At 67.7% G+C, this 15,606-nt stretch carries 11 protein-coding genes; 7 read left to right on the top strand and 4 right to left on the bottom strand.

The features are described 5' to 3' along the window. Positions 1-240: 240 nt before the first annotated feature. Positions 241-3,960: an nSTAND1 domain-containing NTPase gene (locus tag CW359_RS03215; protein WP_105968123.1), complete on the top strand. Its 3,720-nt coding sequence runs from the start codon at positions 241-243 to the stop codon at positions 3,958-3,960. Positions 3,961-4,107: 147 nt separating this feature from the next. Here CW359_RS03215 and CW359_RS03210 read toward each other — a convergent pair whose 3' ends face one another. The 3 genes from CW359_RS03210 to CW359_RS03200 all read right to left on the bottom strand — a co-directional run bounded on the left by CW359_RS03210 (position 4,108) and on the right by CW359_RS03200 (position 6,478). Continuing rightward, a complete protein-coding gene (locus CW359_RS03210) occupies positions 4,108-4,914 on the bottom strand; it encodes an SDR family NAD(P)-dependent oxidoreductase (protein ID WP_105968122.1) in 807 nt (268 codons plus the stop codon). A gap of 230 nt (positions 4,915-5,144) precedes the next feature. Further along, complete coding sequence (locus CW359_RS03205) at positions 5,145-5,870, bottom strand: TetR/AcrR family transcriptional regulator (RefSeq protein WP_105968121.1); 726 nt, start codon at positions 5,868-5,870, stop codon at positions 5,145-5,147. Next, positions 5,867-6,478, bottom strand: coding sequence for a TetR/AcrR family transcriptional regulator (locus tag CW359_RS03200; protein ID WP_105968120.1), 612 nt, complete (start codon positions 6,476-6,478; stop codon positions 5,867-5,869). The genes CW359_RS03205 and CW359_RS03200 overlap by 4 nt, the downstream gene beginning before the upstream one ends. 516 nt (positions 6,479-6,994) lie before the next feature. On the opposite strand from CW359_RS03200, the gene CW359_RS03195 reads away from it, so the two are divergent. The 5 genes from CW359_RS03195 to CW359_RS03175 are packed head-to-tail and all read left to right on the top strand — an operon-like array spanning position 6,995 to position 12,638. Next, on the top strand, positions 6,995-8,815 hold the full coding sequence (locus CW359_RS03195; RefSeq protein ID WP_105968119.1) for a flavin-containing monooxygenase: 1,821 nt from the start codon (positions 6,995-6,997) through the stop codon (positions 8,813-8,815). 53 nt (positions 8,816-8,868) lie between these two features. Next, a complete protein-coding gene (locus CW359_RS03190) occupies positions 8,869-9,792 on the top strand; it encodes an alpha/beta hydrolase (RefSeq protein ID WP_105968118.1) in 924 nt (307 codons plus the stop codon). A 34-nt stretch (positions 9,793-9,826) separates the two neighbouring features. After that, positions 9,827-10,876 carry an alcohol dehydrogenase catalytic domain-containing protein gene (locus CW359_RS03185; RefSeq protein ID WP_198655049.1) on the top strand — a complete coding sequence of 350 codons (1,050 nt, stop codon included), beginning with the start codon at positions 9,827-9,829 and terminating at the stop codon, positions 10,874-10,876. 44 nt (positions 10,877-10,920) lie between these two features. Beyond that, entirely contained in the window at positions 10,921-12,039 is a 1,119-nt protein-coding gene (locus tag CW359_RS03180; protein WP_105968116.1) for a GAF domain-containing sensor histidine kinase, read from the top strand. Between the two features lie 17 nt (positions 12,040-12,056). Further along, positions 12,057-12,638, top strand: a complete 582-nt coding sequence (locus CW359_RS03175; RefSeq protein ID WP_198655048.1) for a response regulator — start codon at positions 12,057-12,059, stop codon at positions 12,636-12,638. Between the two features lie 213 nt (positions 12,639-12,851). On the opposite strand, the gene CW359_RS03170 is transcribed toward CW359_RS03175, so the two are convergent. Continuing rightward, positions 12,852-14,366: a class I adenylate-forming enzyme family protein gene (locus CW359_RS03170; protein ID WP_105968114.1), complete on the bottom strand. Its 1,515-nt coding sequence runs from the start codon at positions 14,364-14,366 to the stop codon at positions 12,852-12,854. A 268-nt stretch (positions 14,367-14,634) separates the two neighbouring features. Here CW359_RS03170 and CW359_RS03165 point away from each other — a divergent pair, with 268 nt between their 5' ends. Beyond that, positions 14,635-15,552 (top strand): DUF5655 domain-containing protein, encoded by a 918-nt coding sequence (locus tag CW359_RS03165; RefSeq protein ID WP_105968113.1) that lies wholly within the window; start codon positions 14,635-14,637, stop codon positions 15,550-15,552. Positions 15,553-15,606 lie beyond the last annotated feature (54 nt).

Below are 15,606 nucleotides of genomic sequence, written 5' to 3'. Positions count from 1 at the left end.
GCGGGGGTGGGGCCACGCCGGAATGCGGCGGCCCGGAATCGACACTGGACACGGGAGAGTTGTCAGGCACGTCCTTTCATCAGGACAAACAACTTTCCTGCGCGGCGTGGTTGTCCGCAGGCGCCTGAGTGCGGGCGTCATCAACCTCACATCTCGGACGGTTTACTCGCGGACCGGGCGAATCGTATGTTGAGCGCTCTTGAATGTCGTTTTCATCAGCTGTGGGAAAGCAGGTGCACCATGGGACGACCTGAGCGACCGCTGGATCCCGAGGCCGGCCCGGTCCAGCGCTTCGCCCATGAGCTGCGGGAGCTGCGCCGGGCCGCGGGGTGTCCTTCGTACCGGTCCATGGCGGTGACCGCCGGCTTCTCGGTGACGACGCTGGCGCATGCCGCCGGAGGGGAGCGGCTGCCGTCGCTCGCCGTGGTCCAGGGGTACGCACGGGCATGCGGGGGCGACCCCGGTGAGTGGGAGTCCCGCTGGAAGGAGGCGGAGGCGGAGTTCGACCGGCTGGGCCGGGAGGATCCGGAGGGCGTCGAGCCGCCGTACCGGGGCCTGGCCCGCTTCGAGACGGACGACCACGCACTGTTCTTCGGTCGTGACCGGATGATCGACCGGCTGCGGCGTCTGGTGTGCGACCGGCGACTCGCGGTGCTGTTCGGGCCGTCCGGTAGTGGCAAGTCCTCGCTGTTGAGGGCCGGGCTGATCCCCCGGCTGCGGGAGGAGATGGGGCAGCGCGACTGCCCGTCGGCGCTGCGGGTACTCACCCCCGGAACCCGGCCCGCGACGACGTACGGACATCTGCTGGCGCCCGCGCCCGGAGAGCCGGAGAGCTGGGTCGTGGTCGACCAGTTCGAGGAGATCTTCACGCTCTGCCGAGACCCACGGGAGCGCTCCCGCTTCATCGACCTGCTGCTCACCGCCCGCGAACCGGACAGCCGACTGCGGGTCCTGATCACGGTACGGGCCGACTTCTACGCCCGCTGCGCCGAGCACAGGGGACTGGCGGACGCCCTGGACGGCGCCGGGCTGCTGCTCGGCCCGATGACGGCGGACGAACTGAGGGACGCCATCGTCAAGCCCGCGCAGTCGGTCGGGCACCTGGTGGAGCGGGAACTGACCGCACGGCTCATCGACGACCTCCTCCACGAGCCCGGCGGGCTGCCGATGCTCTCCCACGTCCTGCAGGAGACCTGGCGGCGGCGCAAGGCCCGCACCCTGACTCTGGACGCGTACGAGGCGGCGGGCGGAGTGCGCGGCGCGATCGCGGCGAGCGCCGAGGAGGCGTACGGGCGGCTGTCCCCGGCCCAGGCACGCACCGCCCGCCGCCTGCTGACGCGCATGGTCGAGCCGGGGCAAGGCACCCGTGACACTCGGCGTCCCCTGACCCGGGCCGATCTCAACGAGTTCGCCGACCCCGAGGCGCCGAACGTAGTGGAGCGCCTGGCCCGCGCCCGGCTACTGGCGGTGGACGAGGACGGCGTGCAGCTTGCCCACGAGGCACTGATCACAGGCTGGCCGCGACTGCACGGATGGATAGAGGAGGACCGGGAACGTCTGCGGCATCACCGTCGGCTGACCGAGGCGGCCCACAACTGGTTGGAGCACGACCGCGATCCCGGTGACCTGTACCGGGGCAGCCGTCTGGCGCGGGCGGAGGAGCACTTCCCGTCCTTTAGGAGTGACCCCGCCCTGACTGCGGCGGAGCGGACCTTCCTCGTTGCCGCTGTCGAGGCCCGCGAGGCGGAACACGCGGCTCGTATCCGCTCCAGACGCCGGAGGCGGATGTTGGTGGGTGCGCTGTCAGCGGTCCTCGCGGCGGCGCTGATGGTCGCCCTGGTCGCCGTGCGGCAGCGCACCGAGAACACCGCCCGCCGGATCGCCGCCGTCGCCGACGGACTGCGCACCACCGACCCACGGGCCGCCCTCCTTCTCGGGGCTGCGGCCTGGAACATCGCCCCGCTGCCCGAGACCCGGCGCGCCCTGCTCGGCTCCGTCGTCCAGACGGAACTCGACACCTTCACCGACCCCGCCCCGGGGTATGCCACTCAGCGCTTCCTGGTGGATTCCGGCCGCGGACTGCTCACCGTCGACGACGATGTCTGGCAGCGCTGGGACGTGGCCACACACCGCCGCACCGGCCGGGGCCCACTGCCGCAGGGCGCAGTGCTGGCGGTCGGGCGGGACGGCCGGGTCCTCGCGATCTCGCAGGAGACGGGAGGCGTACGGCTGTGGGACACGACCACCGGCCGCTGGACCGGAGCCGGCCCGGACCCCGTCCTGCCGGAGGTGGCCATCGGTGCGAGCGGCCGTACATACCTGGAGGGTGCCGACGGCGAGAACCACGTCCGGGTCCGTTCAGTCGCGGACAACCGCCTGCTCTTCGAGACCCACCGGGCCGACCGTGCCAACGTGGCACCGAGTCCCGACGACAGCCTGGTCGCGGTGTGCCCGTCGGGCCACGCCCCGCAGGTGTGGGACATCGTGCGCCATCGCAGGCTCCCCGGCGCGTGGGACAGGGGCGGCCGGATCTGCGGCGACCGGTCGGCGCTGGGCTTCGGCACCGGTACCCGGTTCGCGACCGTCTCCGGGAACGGCGTCGACGTATGGGACACACGGTCGCGTCGGCAGGTGGCCGAGGTGCGGGCCACCGGCGCACGATACGTGTCGCTCAGCGCCGACGGCAGGTTTCTGGCGACGGCCGATGCCGGCGAGGTCCAGGTCTGGCGGCTGTCCGACCCGGGCACCCCGGTGTTCCGGCACTCGTTGAACAACCAGCACCTCTACGACTGTCTCGCGTGGGACCCGGAACACGCGTTTCTGCGCTACCTGGAAGGGGGCACGGTCCACACGCTCGATCTGTCGGCCGCGACGACATCGGCTTGGCGGGCGTCGCCGCTGGCGGGCGGGCGGCTGAGCCCCGACGGCCGGGTGCTGGTGACGGCCGCGCGCACGGGATCCTCGTACCGCTTCGAACTCCGCGACACCCGGGACGGCCGTCTGTTGCGCACGCTGCCGTCACCGCCGGTACCGGTCTCACGGGACCCGGCCCATCCGGTCGTACCGCAGCGCACGAAACCCCTGACGAACTTCAGCCCCGACGGGAAAACACTCGCGTACGGGATCTCGACGCCGGGATATTCGGCGACCTCGCTGCGTGTCACGATCTGGGACATGACAGGGGGCGGCCATGAGCGCGCGTCCCTGGACCTGTCAAGGTCGGAGGCGGGTGCGGCGGTTACCGCCCTGGCGCTGTCCGCGGACGGCCATGCCCTCTATGCCACCCGCACACCGACGATCGGCGGCCTGAGCACCGAGGCCTGGAATCTGACGACCGGCCGTCGTCTGCACACCACCACCGATACCCGCCTGGCCAGCGTTCACATGGCGGTAAGTCCTCGAGGGGGACTGGTGGTCGGCGACAACCGGGTGGGCCGTGTAGTCGACGGTCATGTGGCGGCACAGGACCTCGTCCAGGGCGATGCGGTCAGCGCGCTCGCCTTCAGCCCCGACGGCAACAGCCTGGCGGCGGGCGATTCGACGGGCCGAGTGGCCCTGTGGGATGGGGACCTGCGCCACCGGGCGGGTGTCCTGCGCAACCTCTTCCCGGCCCCCCTCGGGGAGACACCCGAGGCGGTCCGTTCTCTCGCCCTCAGCCCCGACGGCCACACTCTGGCGGTAGGCGGTGATGCGGGCGCGCTCCAACTCTGGGACACCGCGACCCAACAGCCCCTTGGCGGCCCGCTTCCGACACCGGGCGAGGGCATCGACACCTTGGCCTTCAGCACGGACAACCGGACTCTGTACGCCGGCGGGCCGCATGTACCTCTTCAGCGGTATGCGGTGGACACGGGCCGATCGGTTTCCCAGGTTTGTACCCGGGCCGGGGGAAAGGACCTGACGGAAGCTCAGTGGCGGGCGTATGTCCCGGAGGTGGGCTACCGCAAGGTATGTACCTGAGATGCCCTGCTCTGCCTCAAGGCTGAGCAGGCCGCCGATTCGCGGCCGTCTTGTCGGCGTCTTGGAGGACGAACTGCTGGTGCCTGCCGTAGTTGTTGCGTTTTGGTCAGCCTCCGGACACTCTTCACGGAGTGGCCGGGTCGGCGGTCAGTCCGGCAGCGTTGAGCTGCCGACGAAGGTGGGCGGTTTCGTGTACCAGCCCGATGGCAGGCGGGTCACCAGCACGCCGGCGTCGACCGTGAGTGTCTGGCCGGTGACGGTGCGGGCGTCGTCACTCGCGAGGTAGGCGAAGGCGCCCGCGACTTCCTCGGGTTCGGTCAGATAAGGCATCGGGACCTGCGCAGAGGTCACCTTCCGCATCGTCTCCTCGTCACCCAGCGCCGAGATCGTCAGGGGGGTCGGAACGTGGCCGGGCGCGACGGCATTGACGCGGATGCCGTCCGGGGCGAGCTCTGCCGCCACCGACTTGGTGAGCCCGATCACCCCGGCCTTGGCTGCGACGTATGCGTGCGGAGCGAGCGGGGCGAGCCCGCCGATGCTTGTCGTCGACAGGATGACCCCGCCCCGGCCCGCGGTGCGCATGGCCCTCGCCGCGTGCTTCATGCCGTAGAACACACTGCTGAGCAGCACTGCCTGGGTACGGGCCCAGTCCGCGTCGGCGATCTCGGTGATGCTGCCGATGGCGCCGATCACGCCTGCGTTGTTGACCATGACGTCCAGGTGCCCGTACTTAGCGAGCGCGGTCTCGACCAGTGCCGCGACCTCCTCCTCCTGGGTGACGTCGGCGACCAGGAATTTCCCGTTCAGCTCTTTCGCGAGAGGCTCGGCGGTCCCGGGGTGCAAGTCGGACAGCACCACTCGGAAGCCCTCGTGAGCCAGCCTGCGCGCAGTCGCCCCACCGATGCCCCCTGCGGCCCCGGTCACGATCGCGACCTTCTGATGTTCCTCCGTCATACGGACCTCCTCGTTGCTCCGACGAAGGCCAATCATGCAGATCTTGAAGGCGGGGCGGCACACCCTTTCGGGGGTGACTTGACCTGGTCCTGCTTTCGGCGGATCTTCGAGCGCTTCGGCCGTTTCCTTCTACCGACAAGCCACTGTGTCCGGGCTGTTCCTGGAACAGGTGGTCGCCGTCTCGGGCCTGTGCATCGTCGTGGCGACAACCTGCACCAGCACCTCCGATGTCACGGACCGCCCGCTCGTCGAGGACCTTGTGGGCTCTCCGCCGCGTCGTCTCCAGCCTTCGCGTGCACAGCGGCAAGGGGCTCCATCAATGTGCCCCACCAAAGGTCGGTGAGCACGTCGATCGCGATGTCGCCGGGGACCGGCACCACTTCACGCGTGGACCCCCAGGCGTAGTGCTGCAGTTGGAGGCGACACAGCTCGAAGCGGACACGGGCCTCCGCGCGTCGATCGGGCGGCCACCGGAGTATCCACGGGTCGACCGCCCGCAGGACGACCTCGCGCACCGACTCCGCCGCCCGCGCCGGCTCCTCGAGCTGCGATTCCTGAGTCGCACGGGCGATGTCACGGTGCTGCTCCATGCCGGCGAGCGCCGCACTCAGCCAGCCGCGCAGCGCTTGCCGGTCGCCGTCCATGAGCACCGGGACGAGGCCACGGAGGAGCTGCCTGATCTCGGCCCCGAGATCCGCAGCCGCGGCCGTCATCAAGTCGGTTTTGGAGTCGAAGTGCAGGTAGAGCGTCTGGCGGCTGACCCCCGCGGCCTTCGCGATCTCGTCGAGCGACGCATTGGTGAATCCACGGCGCACGAAGACCGAATGTGCTGCTCGGACGATACGGCGACGTGTGACCTGCTTCTGCTCCTCACGAAGGCTCGGCCGCCCTCGCGGCGGGGAACCGCTCGGCGTCGCGCGGCCCGCAGAGCCCCGACGCCCGTGCTCGGCGCTCACTCGCCGACCGGCCGCAGCTCACGCCACCACATGTCGGCCAGGATCTCGACCACGTCCACCTCGTCGCCGACCATCAGTGGTGCGAACCCCCACAGGTAGTGATGGAGTTGCAACCTGCACAGCTCAAGTCTCAGCCTCGCCTCCGCCCGCCGCTCGGGGGGCCAGGTCTCGACCCATCGGCCTGCGGCGTCGATCAGACGGCGTACGACATCCTCGTCCCTGGCTCCGCCTTCAGTGCTCAGGTTGGCCTCCTGCGCGGCGAGAGCCAACGATCGATGCCTCTCGTACCATCCCGCGCTCTCGTCGAGCCAGGCGTGCATGTCGTCCTGAGTGCCGTCCACGAGGATGTCACCGAGTCGGCCCATGGCGTCGGCGCACTCTTCGGCCAGCACGGCGGTGATGGCCCGCATGAGGTCGGCCTTCGTCTTGTAGTACGCGTACAGCGTGCTACGGCTGACTCCCGCCTCTGCGGCGATCTCGCTGATGCTGGCCCGGAGATAGCCCTTGGCCGCGAACACCGAGCGTGCGGCGTCGTCAAGACGCCGACGGGCAGCTTGGTGATACTCCTCGGCGAGACTCTGGCTCGCCGCCCCCGATTCAGTTGCCACGGTTGTCCCAGGATGCGCGTGGTCCTGGCGGTCGCGTGGAACCCGCCTGCATGTTCGTCCGCCTCTCGATCGTCGTGACCGACGCGCGACTAACGCTCTGCTGGGGTCCCGAGCTCTGCCGGCGCCCTTCGTGCCCGACCACTAACCGAGCGCCCAGAGTAACTGACAGGCGCCAAGGGCCGGCTGCGCGCCGTGGTTGGCGCGGCCCCTCGGTGGCGTGCTGTTCGCGGTCGGCAGGGTGTGCGGATCAGGGTTTCGATGTACTTTGAGGCTGCTCACTTTACACTGAGTCTGATTGCTTGACTCTCAGTCTGAGCTGTCGTAGAACTGCAGTTGAGTGACCGGATCTCCTGAGGCGTGGCGGCAGGAGCCTCGGTGCTCGGCGATGAACTCGCGATCCCCTGTGTCCGGGCGGCGGTTGGCACGCGCCGATGGGCTCTTGGCGGTCGACCTGAATCCGCCCCGGCATCCGACCGGCCCCGTCGGTGAATCGACTCCAACGAAGGAGAGCTGACGATGATGATCGAACTGCCCGTGTCCGGAGTCGAAGTGAAGATCGACTTCGACCCGGAGGCTGTCATGGCGCGCTATGGCGAGGAGCGGGAGTCCCGCCTGCAGCGGAAGGGCTTCGGCGACTTCGAACGATTGGATGATCAGCGGGACGTCTCGTCCGGTGACCCGTTCATGCCGGTGGTCGAGCGTGAGCCGGTCACCGAGGAAGTCGAGGTTCTGATCCTCGGCGGCGGGTTCGGGGGCTTGTTGACAGGTGCGCGCCTGAAGGAGCACAACGTCACGGACAGCATCCGGATCATCGAGCAGGGCGGGGATTTCGGCGGCACGTGGTACTGGAATCGGTACCCGGGTCTGCGCTGCGACGTGGAATCGTACATTTACCTGCCGCTTCTTGAGGAGACCGGGTATATCCCGACGCAGAAGTACAGCGAGGGTCACGAGATCCTTGAGCATGCCCAGCGCATCGCCCGACACTACGGCCTGTACGAACACGCTCTCTTCCACACCGCCGCGTCATCGCTGACCTGGGTCGAGGACGAATCGCTCTGGGAGTGCCGCACCGATCGGGGAGACGTCGTCCGCGCCCGGTATGTCATGCGAGCGAACGGACCGTTGCAGAAATCCCGTATCCCGCGGATTCCTGGAATCTCCAAGTTCCAGGGCGAGGTGTTCCACAGCAGTCGATGGAATTTCGAGTACACCGGTGGTTCGAACCAGGGCGGAATGACCGGCCTCAACGACAAGCGGGTTGCCATTGTCGGCACCGGCCCGACGGCGATCCAGGCCATTCCGTACCTTGCGGAGGATGCCGCGGAGCTCTTCGTCGTCCAACGGACTCCGTGCGCGGTGGACGCGCGAGGGAACGCGCCGACCGACATGGAGTGGGCCGCGTCTCTGAGACCCGGCTGGCAGGCGGAGCGTCACCTCAGCTTCAACAGCCGGATGGCGCAGCAGCCCGTGGGCGAGGACCTCGTCGACGACGGGTTCTCGCGCTCCTTCACCTACACGATGGGCCAGCACCTGGTCGATGTGCCGATCGGCGAACTCGGGATGGAGGACACGGTCCGACTCCGTCAACTCGCGGACCTGTGGCGCGGCCAACAGATCCGCAACAAGATCGAGGAGATAGTCGAAGATCCCCGGACGGCCGAGATGCTGAAGCCCTGGTACGGCTCGGGATGCAAGCGTCCGTCCTTCAGCGACACCTACTACCAGACCTTCAACCGACCGAACGTGCACCTCTTGTACAGCCCCGACAGCATCGATGAAATCAGGGAGAACGCGATCGTCGTCGGCGGTGAGGCCTACGAGGTCGACTGCATCATCTTCGCGACAGGGTTCGACACCGGCACCTTTGACGCCGGGGTCTACGGCTACGAGGTGAGGGGCCGGGAAGGCCGCACGCTGTCCGACACCTTCAAGGACGGCCTGAAGTCCCTGCACGGCTTCTACACCCATGGATTCCCGAACTTCTTCGAGTTGGGGCTGAGCCAGAACGGCTACATCGCCAATTTCACCTTCATGCTGGACCAGAAGGCCGTCCACGTCGCCCGGCTGCTCGCACACACGAAGCAGAACGCCCGGAACCACATCGAGCCGACCGAGGATGCGCAGAGCGCTTGGGTGAAGACCATTCGGGATCTCAACAAGCCGCGAACGGCGTACTTCATGAACTGCACACCAGGTTTCTTCAATGGCTACGGAAACGTTTCGCGAGCGTTCTTCGCGAACACCTATGCGCCGGGGGAAGTCGCCTTCTGGGAGGTGATGAACAAGTGGTGGGAGGACGGCAATTGCGAGGGCTTGATTCTTCGTAGCGTCTGAGATCGCAGAAGGCGACAGAAGTACTCGACCCATCTATCCGGGAGGCCTGGACAATGACGCTGGACGCGGATGCGCAGGCGATCGCGGACATGACCGCAGGAAGCCCCCGTCTGCACGAGCAGGACCTTGAGGCCTGCCGAACGATGGCGGCGATGAACATCGCGTCACGCAAAGCGGAGATGCACGAGGTGTACGAAAGGCGCGTTCCCGGGCCTCACGGTGATGTCCCGGTCCGGGTGTACCGCCCGGTGACGAAGGACGGCCTGCCTGTGCTGGTGTACATGCACGGCGGGGGCTGGTCCATCGGCGGCCTCGACACGGTGGACGGGGTGTGCCGAGAGTTGGCGAGTCGCGCCGAATGCGTCGTGGTGTCCGTCGACTACCGTCTTGCTCCGGAGCACAAGTTCCCCATCGGGTTCGAGGACTCCTACGCCGTCGTCGAGTGGGTCGCCGATCACGCGGGCGAACTCGGCGCCGACGGCGGGCGACTTGCCGTCGCGGGGGACAGTGCGGGCGCGAACTTCTCGGCTGCGATCTGTTTGCGAGCCCGGGACGAGAACGGGCCGCACATTACTTTCCAACTCCTTGCCTACCCGGCGACCGAGTACGGCGTGGAACGACCCTCCTGTGTGGAGCAGGCCGAGGCGCCGATGTTGTCGAGACAGGACGTGGAGTGGTTCTGGGGCCACTACCTGCGTGACGCGACGGACAGCAAGGACCCCCGAGCGACACCGTCGAGCGCCGCCAGCCACGAAGGACTGCCTCCGGCGCTCGTCGTAACGGCCGAGCACGATCCGCTCCGTGACGACGGTGAGGCCTATGGGGAACTCCTCCGCGCCGGCGGTGTCGAGGTCACCGTCAAGCGATACCCGGGCGTGTTCCACGGCTTCTTCATCATGGTCGGTCTGCTGCGACGCAATGACGAGGCGATGTCGGACGCGGCCGACGCACTCAAGAAGGCATTCGGTACCTCGTGAGCCATGCCACGTTTGTCCGGAGAAAGGAGTTGCTGTGCGGGCCGTCATGTACCACGGGGCACGAGACGTGCGAGTGGAGGAGATTCCGGATCCGCGGATCGGCGAGCCTCATCAGGCCGTTGTCCGTGTCTGGCGAGCCGGGCTGTGCGGCTCGGATCTGCATCCGTACCAGGACGGAAGGCAGACCGGGGCGGTCGCGTTCGGGTTCGGCCACGAAGCGGTCGGTACGGTCGTGGCCGTCGGCGCCGAGGTGCGGAAGTTCCATGAGGGGGATCGCGTCCTCGTCTTCGGTTCGGTGAGCTGCGGGAACTGTCCACCGTGTCTCGCCCGGGAGCCGATGCTGTGCGGGCAGCACATGAGTCCGCAGATCTACGGCCAGGGGATTCCCGGACTCGGTGGCTGCCAGGCGGAGCAGCTCCTCGTGCCGGTGGCCGACCACAACCTGTTGGCAGTGCCGTCGGCCGTCTCGGACGACCTGGGTCTGCTGCTGACGGACAACCTCCCGACGTCATGGTTGGCCGCTCGCCGAGGAGGGGTCAGTGAGGGTGACACCGTCGCCGTGATCGGGCTGGGCGCGGTCGGCGTCGGCGCCGGACTGTCGGCGATGGCGATGGGCGCCTCCCGAGTGATCGGCCTGGACCTCGTCGGTCACCGGCGGGCCGCCGCGGCGGCGCTCGGTATCGAGAGCGTCCCCGCGGAGGACGGTGCGGTCGTTGTGCTGGACCTCACGAAGGGTCTTGGCGTGGACGTCGTCGTGGACGCCGTCGGAACGTCCGCGACGACGAACCTCGCATTCCAGGTCGCTCGAAAAGGCGGCAGGGTGTCCGTGGTCGGCGCGGCAGAGCAGAGTGCCGAACTCGCGGTCATTTTGGCGCTGGCCAAAAACCTGGACGTCGCTTTCGGGCTCTGTTCGATCCAGCGCGAGGTGCCGGCCGTGCTCGACGCCTTGGACACTGGTCTGCTGGACGAGGACGCGGTCACCTCCCTCGTCTCACACCGCCTGCCCCTGGCCGAGGCAGCGGAGGCATACCGCCTGTTCGATTCCCGCGCCGAGGGAGTGCGGAAAGTCGTGCTGCAGGTCTGAATCCGTTCGGCGGACAGTGCTCGATCCAATGCCGGGAGCAGTGCATGGGAGACATGGATCCCCTCGCGACACAGCACGCCGAGCTCATCGAGCTGCTTGATCGCCGACGAGCTGTACGGGGCGCGCTGCAGCTCATAGTGGCGGGCGGTGACGTCGCATGGATGGCCGAGCCCATTTCAGGACCCGGTGACGGCCGCCCGCACCATCTGGGGCTCAGCCAGGTGGTCGGTGACCGGACGGCGATGCTGCCGGGCCTGCACGTGCCCCTCGGACATGGCCTCACCGGCAAGGTGCACTTCAACGGCATACCGGCGTGGGTCGACGACTATTTCGGCTCCACATCCATCACCCACACGTTCGATGACCACATCTCGGCCGAGGGGATTCGACGCCTTCTCGCGGTTCCCGTGCATCACAACGGACAGGTCTTCGGAGTCCTCGCCCTGGGAGCGCGTACGGACGGCACGTTCGGGGGCCGGGCCGTTGATCAGGTCCGTGAGGTCGCCGACAAGGCCGCGCTTGCCGTGGCGGTCGCCGAGCGCTCCCGGCTCGCCCGCGAAGTCGCGGTGTACGAAGAGCGGAGCAGACTCGCCGCGGAACTCCATGACAGTGTCGGCGCACTGCTGTTCGCCATCGGCTCCGGGATGGCGAGGCTGGCGGAGACCGCTTCAGGGGACCCGGAACTCACCGCTCGGCTGGCGCGGATCCGTCACCAGGCCGACGAAGCCTCGGCCGCACTGCGTGACTCACTGCGCACCCTGCGGGCCTCGCCCGCCGCTCTCGAACTGTCGGTCGGGCTGCGCTCGGACTGCACCGCTTTCGCGGAACGCACGGGCATCCCCTCCGAACTCGTCGTGCTGGATCACGAGCCACCGAGTCTGTCTGCGAGCCGTACCAGCGTGCTCGTCACCGGAGTCCGCGAGGCTCTGCTGAACGTCGAGAAGCACGCACAGGCGTCTGCCGTCGTGGTGACCGCGGGGCCGCGACACGGAGGCGGAATCATTGTTGCGGTGACCGACGACGGAATTGGCCTTCCCCTCGACTACAAGCCGGGCCTAGGTCTGACCAGCACTGCCGAGTCCGTTGGACGCGTCGGTGGCACGGTACGGGTCGCCAGCGAGCCGGAGGGTGGGACGACTTGGCGAATGGAGCTCCCGTGCTGACCACTTCGAACATCCGTGTGCTGGTCGTCGATGATCACCCAGTGGTGAGGGACGGTGTCATCACCCAACTCGCTCGGCACTCCGACATCGCGGTCATCGGGCATGCCGCCGATGCCGCGGACGCACTTCGACAATGCGTACAAGGACAGCCCGACGTCGTCCTCCTCGACCTCCGGCTGCCCGACGGTCTCGCGCCCGAAGTGGTGCCCCGTCTGCGCGCGGTGTCGCCGCAGAGCCGCATCCTGCTCTTCACCGCCTTCCCCGAACATGCCGCCGTCGGCTCGGCATTCGCCGCAGGCGCATGCGGACTCCTGGTCAAGGACGCCTCAGGGACGACGCTGCGCGAGGCGCTCCGGCAGGTTTTCCGTACCGGCGGATACCACCGTCCTGTGACCGAATCTGCTTGCGCGGTGGTCACGCCGCGGGAACATGACGTGCTGCGGCTGGTCGCGGTCGGAGACACCAACGTCGAGATCGGCGATCAGTTGGGGCTGTCTCTGAACACCGTGAAGAGCTACCTTCGCAACGTCATGCGGAAGCTGAACGCGCGGAACCGGGCCCAACTCATCTCCCATGCTCGCGCCCAGGGCCTCCTCTGACATCCGTCACGTGCCCCTCATCCGCGGCTGAGGTGATCGACAGCCGCGGAAGCCGATGTCGCCGAACACCGCCGACTCCAGTGCCCGGCCCGGTCTGCTCTCACCCGTCGCCGGGGTCGAGCCCTGTGCTTGACCACCTTGATCGGGCCGAGTCCCCGCGAGTGTTGCCGACTTTTTGCCGAGCATCCGGAGGCGCGTCACGAAGCGGGCCGGTCACACCTCGAACTGCTTGATCAGCTCACGGCGCATGATCTTTCCTGTCGAGGTCTTGGGCAGGTCGGAGACGAGTCGGACCAGCCGTGGCCGTTTGTAGGCCGCCATGCGCTCACTCGCGTAAGCGATGAGTTCCTCTTCCGTCGGATTCGAACCGGCTGCCGCCACGACGTACGCACACGCGAGCTCGCCTTTGACCGGGTCCGGGATCGGGCCGACCGCGACCATGGCCACTGCGGGATGCGCTGCGAGGACCCGCTCTACCTCAGCCGGGTAGACGTTGTAGCCGCCGGTGATGATCATGTCCTTTCGTCGGTCGACGACGAAGACATGGCCGCTTTGGTCCATCGTGGCGATGTCGCCGGTGTGCAACCAGCCGTCCGGCTCGATGGTTCGGGCGGTGGCCTCCGGATTGTTGTGGTATCCGAGCATGGTGACCGGACCTCGCACCATGAGCTCGCCGGGCGTCCCGCGCGCTGCGTCGCGTCCGATGTCCTTGAGATCGGCGATGCGCACCTCCACGCCCGGCAGCGACACTCCGATCGAACCGGGCACTGGCGGCATGTGCACGGGATGCGTCGTTCCCAGCCCTGCGATCTCGGTCATGCCCCACAACTCGATCAGCGGGGCACCGGACCGGTCTTGCCAGCGCTCGACGGTGGTTGGCGCGATGGTCTGCCCGCCCACGGTGCAGCGGGTCAACGAGGACAGATCGGCCCGCTCGATCCCGGGATCGACCAGCATCATGGAATACATCGTGGGCACGCCTTCGAACAGGGTGGCCCGGTGTTCGCCGATCAACCGCAGTGCCTCTGCAGGTGCGAAGCGTTCCATCAGTACGACGGTGCCCCCGGCCAGGAAGGTCGCGTTGATCACCACGTTGCCGTAGACGTGCGGGGCCGGCAGCGCAGTCACCACCACGTCCTCGGCATTGCGTCCGTGCATGGTGGCTGTGGCGGCGCAGTTCCACAGCACTGCCCGATGACTCTGTACCGCTCCCTTGGGGTGTCCGGTCGTGCCGGAGGTGTAGCCGATCGTGGACGGCGAGTCGGGGTCGACCGTGGGGTGCGGTGCGGGTCCGTCATGGTTCAGGACTTCGGCGAAGCTCTCCGTACCCGTGGCATCGCCGAAGGACACCACCGCGGTCAGGTCCGGCAGGTCGCGCATGAGTTCGACGACCGTCGGCGCCTGCTCGGCGCCGGTGAACACGGCTGTGGCGCCGCAGTCCCGCAGCACGAACGCCAACTCCTCCGGAGTGAGCATGACGTTGACAGGATTGACCACGGCGCCCGCCTTCAGCGCGCCATGGTAGGTCACCACCCACTCCCAGCAGTTCTGAGCGTAGAGCGTGACCGGCTGTCCGGGCCGCGCGCCCTGCGCGACGAGCCAGGCGGCGACACGGTCACTCAAGGTGTCGAGCTCAGCGAAACTGAGCGTGCGGGTGGCCGTGATCAACGCGTGTTTGTCTCCGAATCGTGCCGCAGAGCTCCGCAAGATGTCGCCAGGACCGTTCATCGCCGTCCTCCAAGTCCAGGTAGCTCGAAGCAGCACAGCGGAGAACGCCGATTCCCACCACGCCCGTTCGGGTGTGGCCTCGTTGAATATGTCTGCGGGTGACCTAACGCCACTTCGATGATCTGGCAAACACTCAGGTCAACAGGGATCTGGCTCTTCGGAGTCAGGCCCCTAGATTTTTACCGAGCTGGATAGGTGCTGGACGCAGGCGGACGGCGTGCACGCCTCGGGCGCGTGCGCCGTGCAGTCGTCGGTCGAACCTGAGCGAATGGGCCTCCGTCATACGTTCTTCATCGGCTTGAAGTTGTTCTGCATGAACACGACGAAAAGCGGCATGACCGAGGTCGTGCCGCGTCTTGCTGACGTCGAGGTGGATGTACAGGGTCTCGTCGAGGCACACATGGTGGCGCTGTTGGGCGTCCGGTTCCTGGTGAGCGAATACGGCACCGGTCCGGTTCACGGAGGTCGGATCGACTCGCTCGGACTGGACGAGAACGGCTTACCGGTCATCGTCGAGTACAAGCATGGTGTCGACGCCGGAGTCATCAACCAGGGTCTCTTCTACCTGGCGTGGTTGATGGACCATCGTGCCGAGTTCGAGCACCGGGTCCGCGACCGGCTCGGAGTGACGGCCGCGTCCCAGGTCCTGTCGAGCGGCCCGCGTCTGATCTGCATCGCCGGCGACTTCACCCGCTACGACGTCCACGCCGTCCGCGAGCACCGGCGGTCGATCGACTTGGTCCGCTACCGACTCTTCGGCAGCGACCTCCTCGGGTTGGAGACCGTGGCGTCCGTGAGCGGCGGCATGCAGGTAGCACGTAGGGCGCGCCGTCAGGCGGTTGCCCGGGAGGCGGCCGCAGTCCAGGGCTCGTCGATGGCGGAACTGGCGAGCGCGGTTGACGAGGCCCTGCTCGGGCTCGGGGACGGCGTGCACCGTGTCGAGCGTAAGACCTACCGGGCGTATCAGCGGCTGCGGAACTTCGCCTGCCTGTGTCCGCCGCAGCGCAGCAAACTGCTGGTCTACCTGAAGGTCGCCCCGAGGGACGTCGACCTGGTTGCGGGCTTCACCCGGGACGTGTCTGGTCTCGGTCACCATGGGACGGGTGATCTGGAGGTGCAGCTCCGTACGCTGAGGGACGTGGAACGGGCGCAGGAACTGTTCCGCGCGAGCTACGCGGCGGCGTGATCGGACGCCGACATCGGTCTCTTGGTGGGCTGCATGTCGTGTCCGTGGTCGTAG

Source organism: Streptomyces geranii (assembly GCF_002954775.1).
Taxonomy (GTDB): Bacteria; Actinomycetota; Actinomycetes; order Streptomycetales; family Streptomycetaceae; genus Streptomyces; species Streptomyces geranii.
The sequence above is the reverse complement of the archived record's forward strand: the minus strand, read 5'-3'. Positions and strand labels throughout refer to the sequence as shown.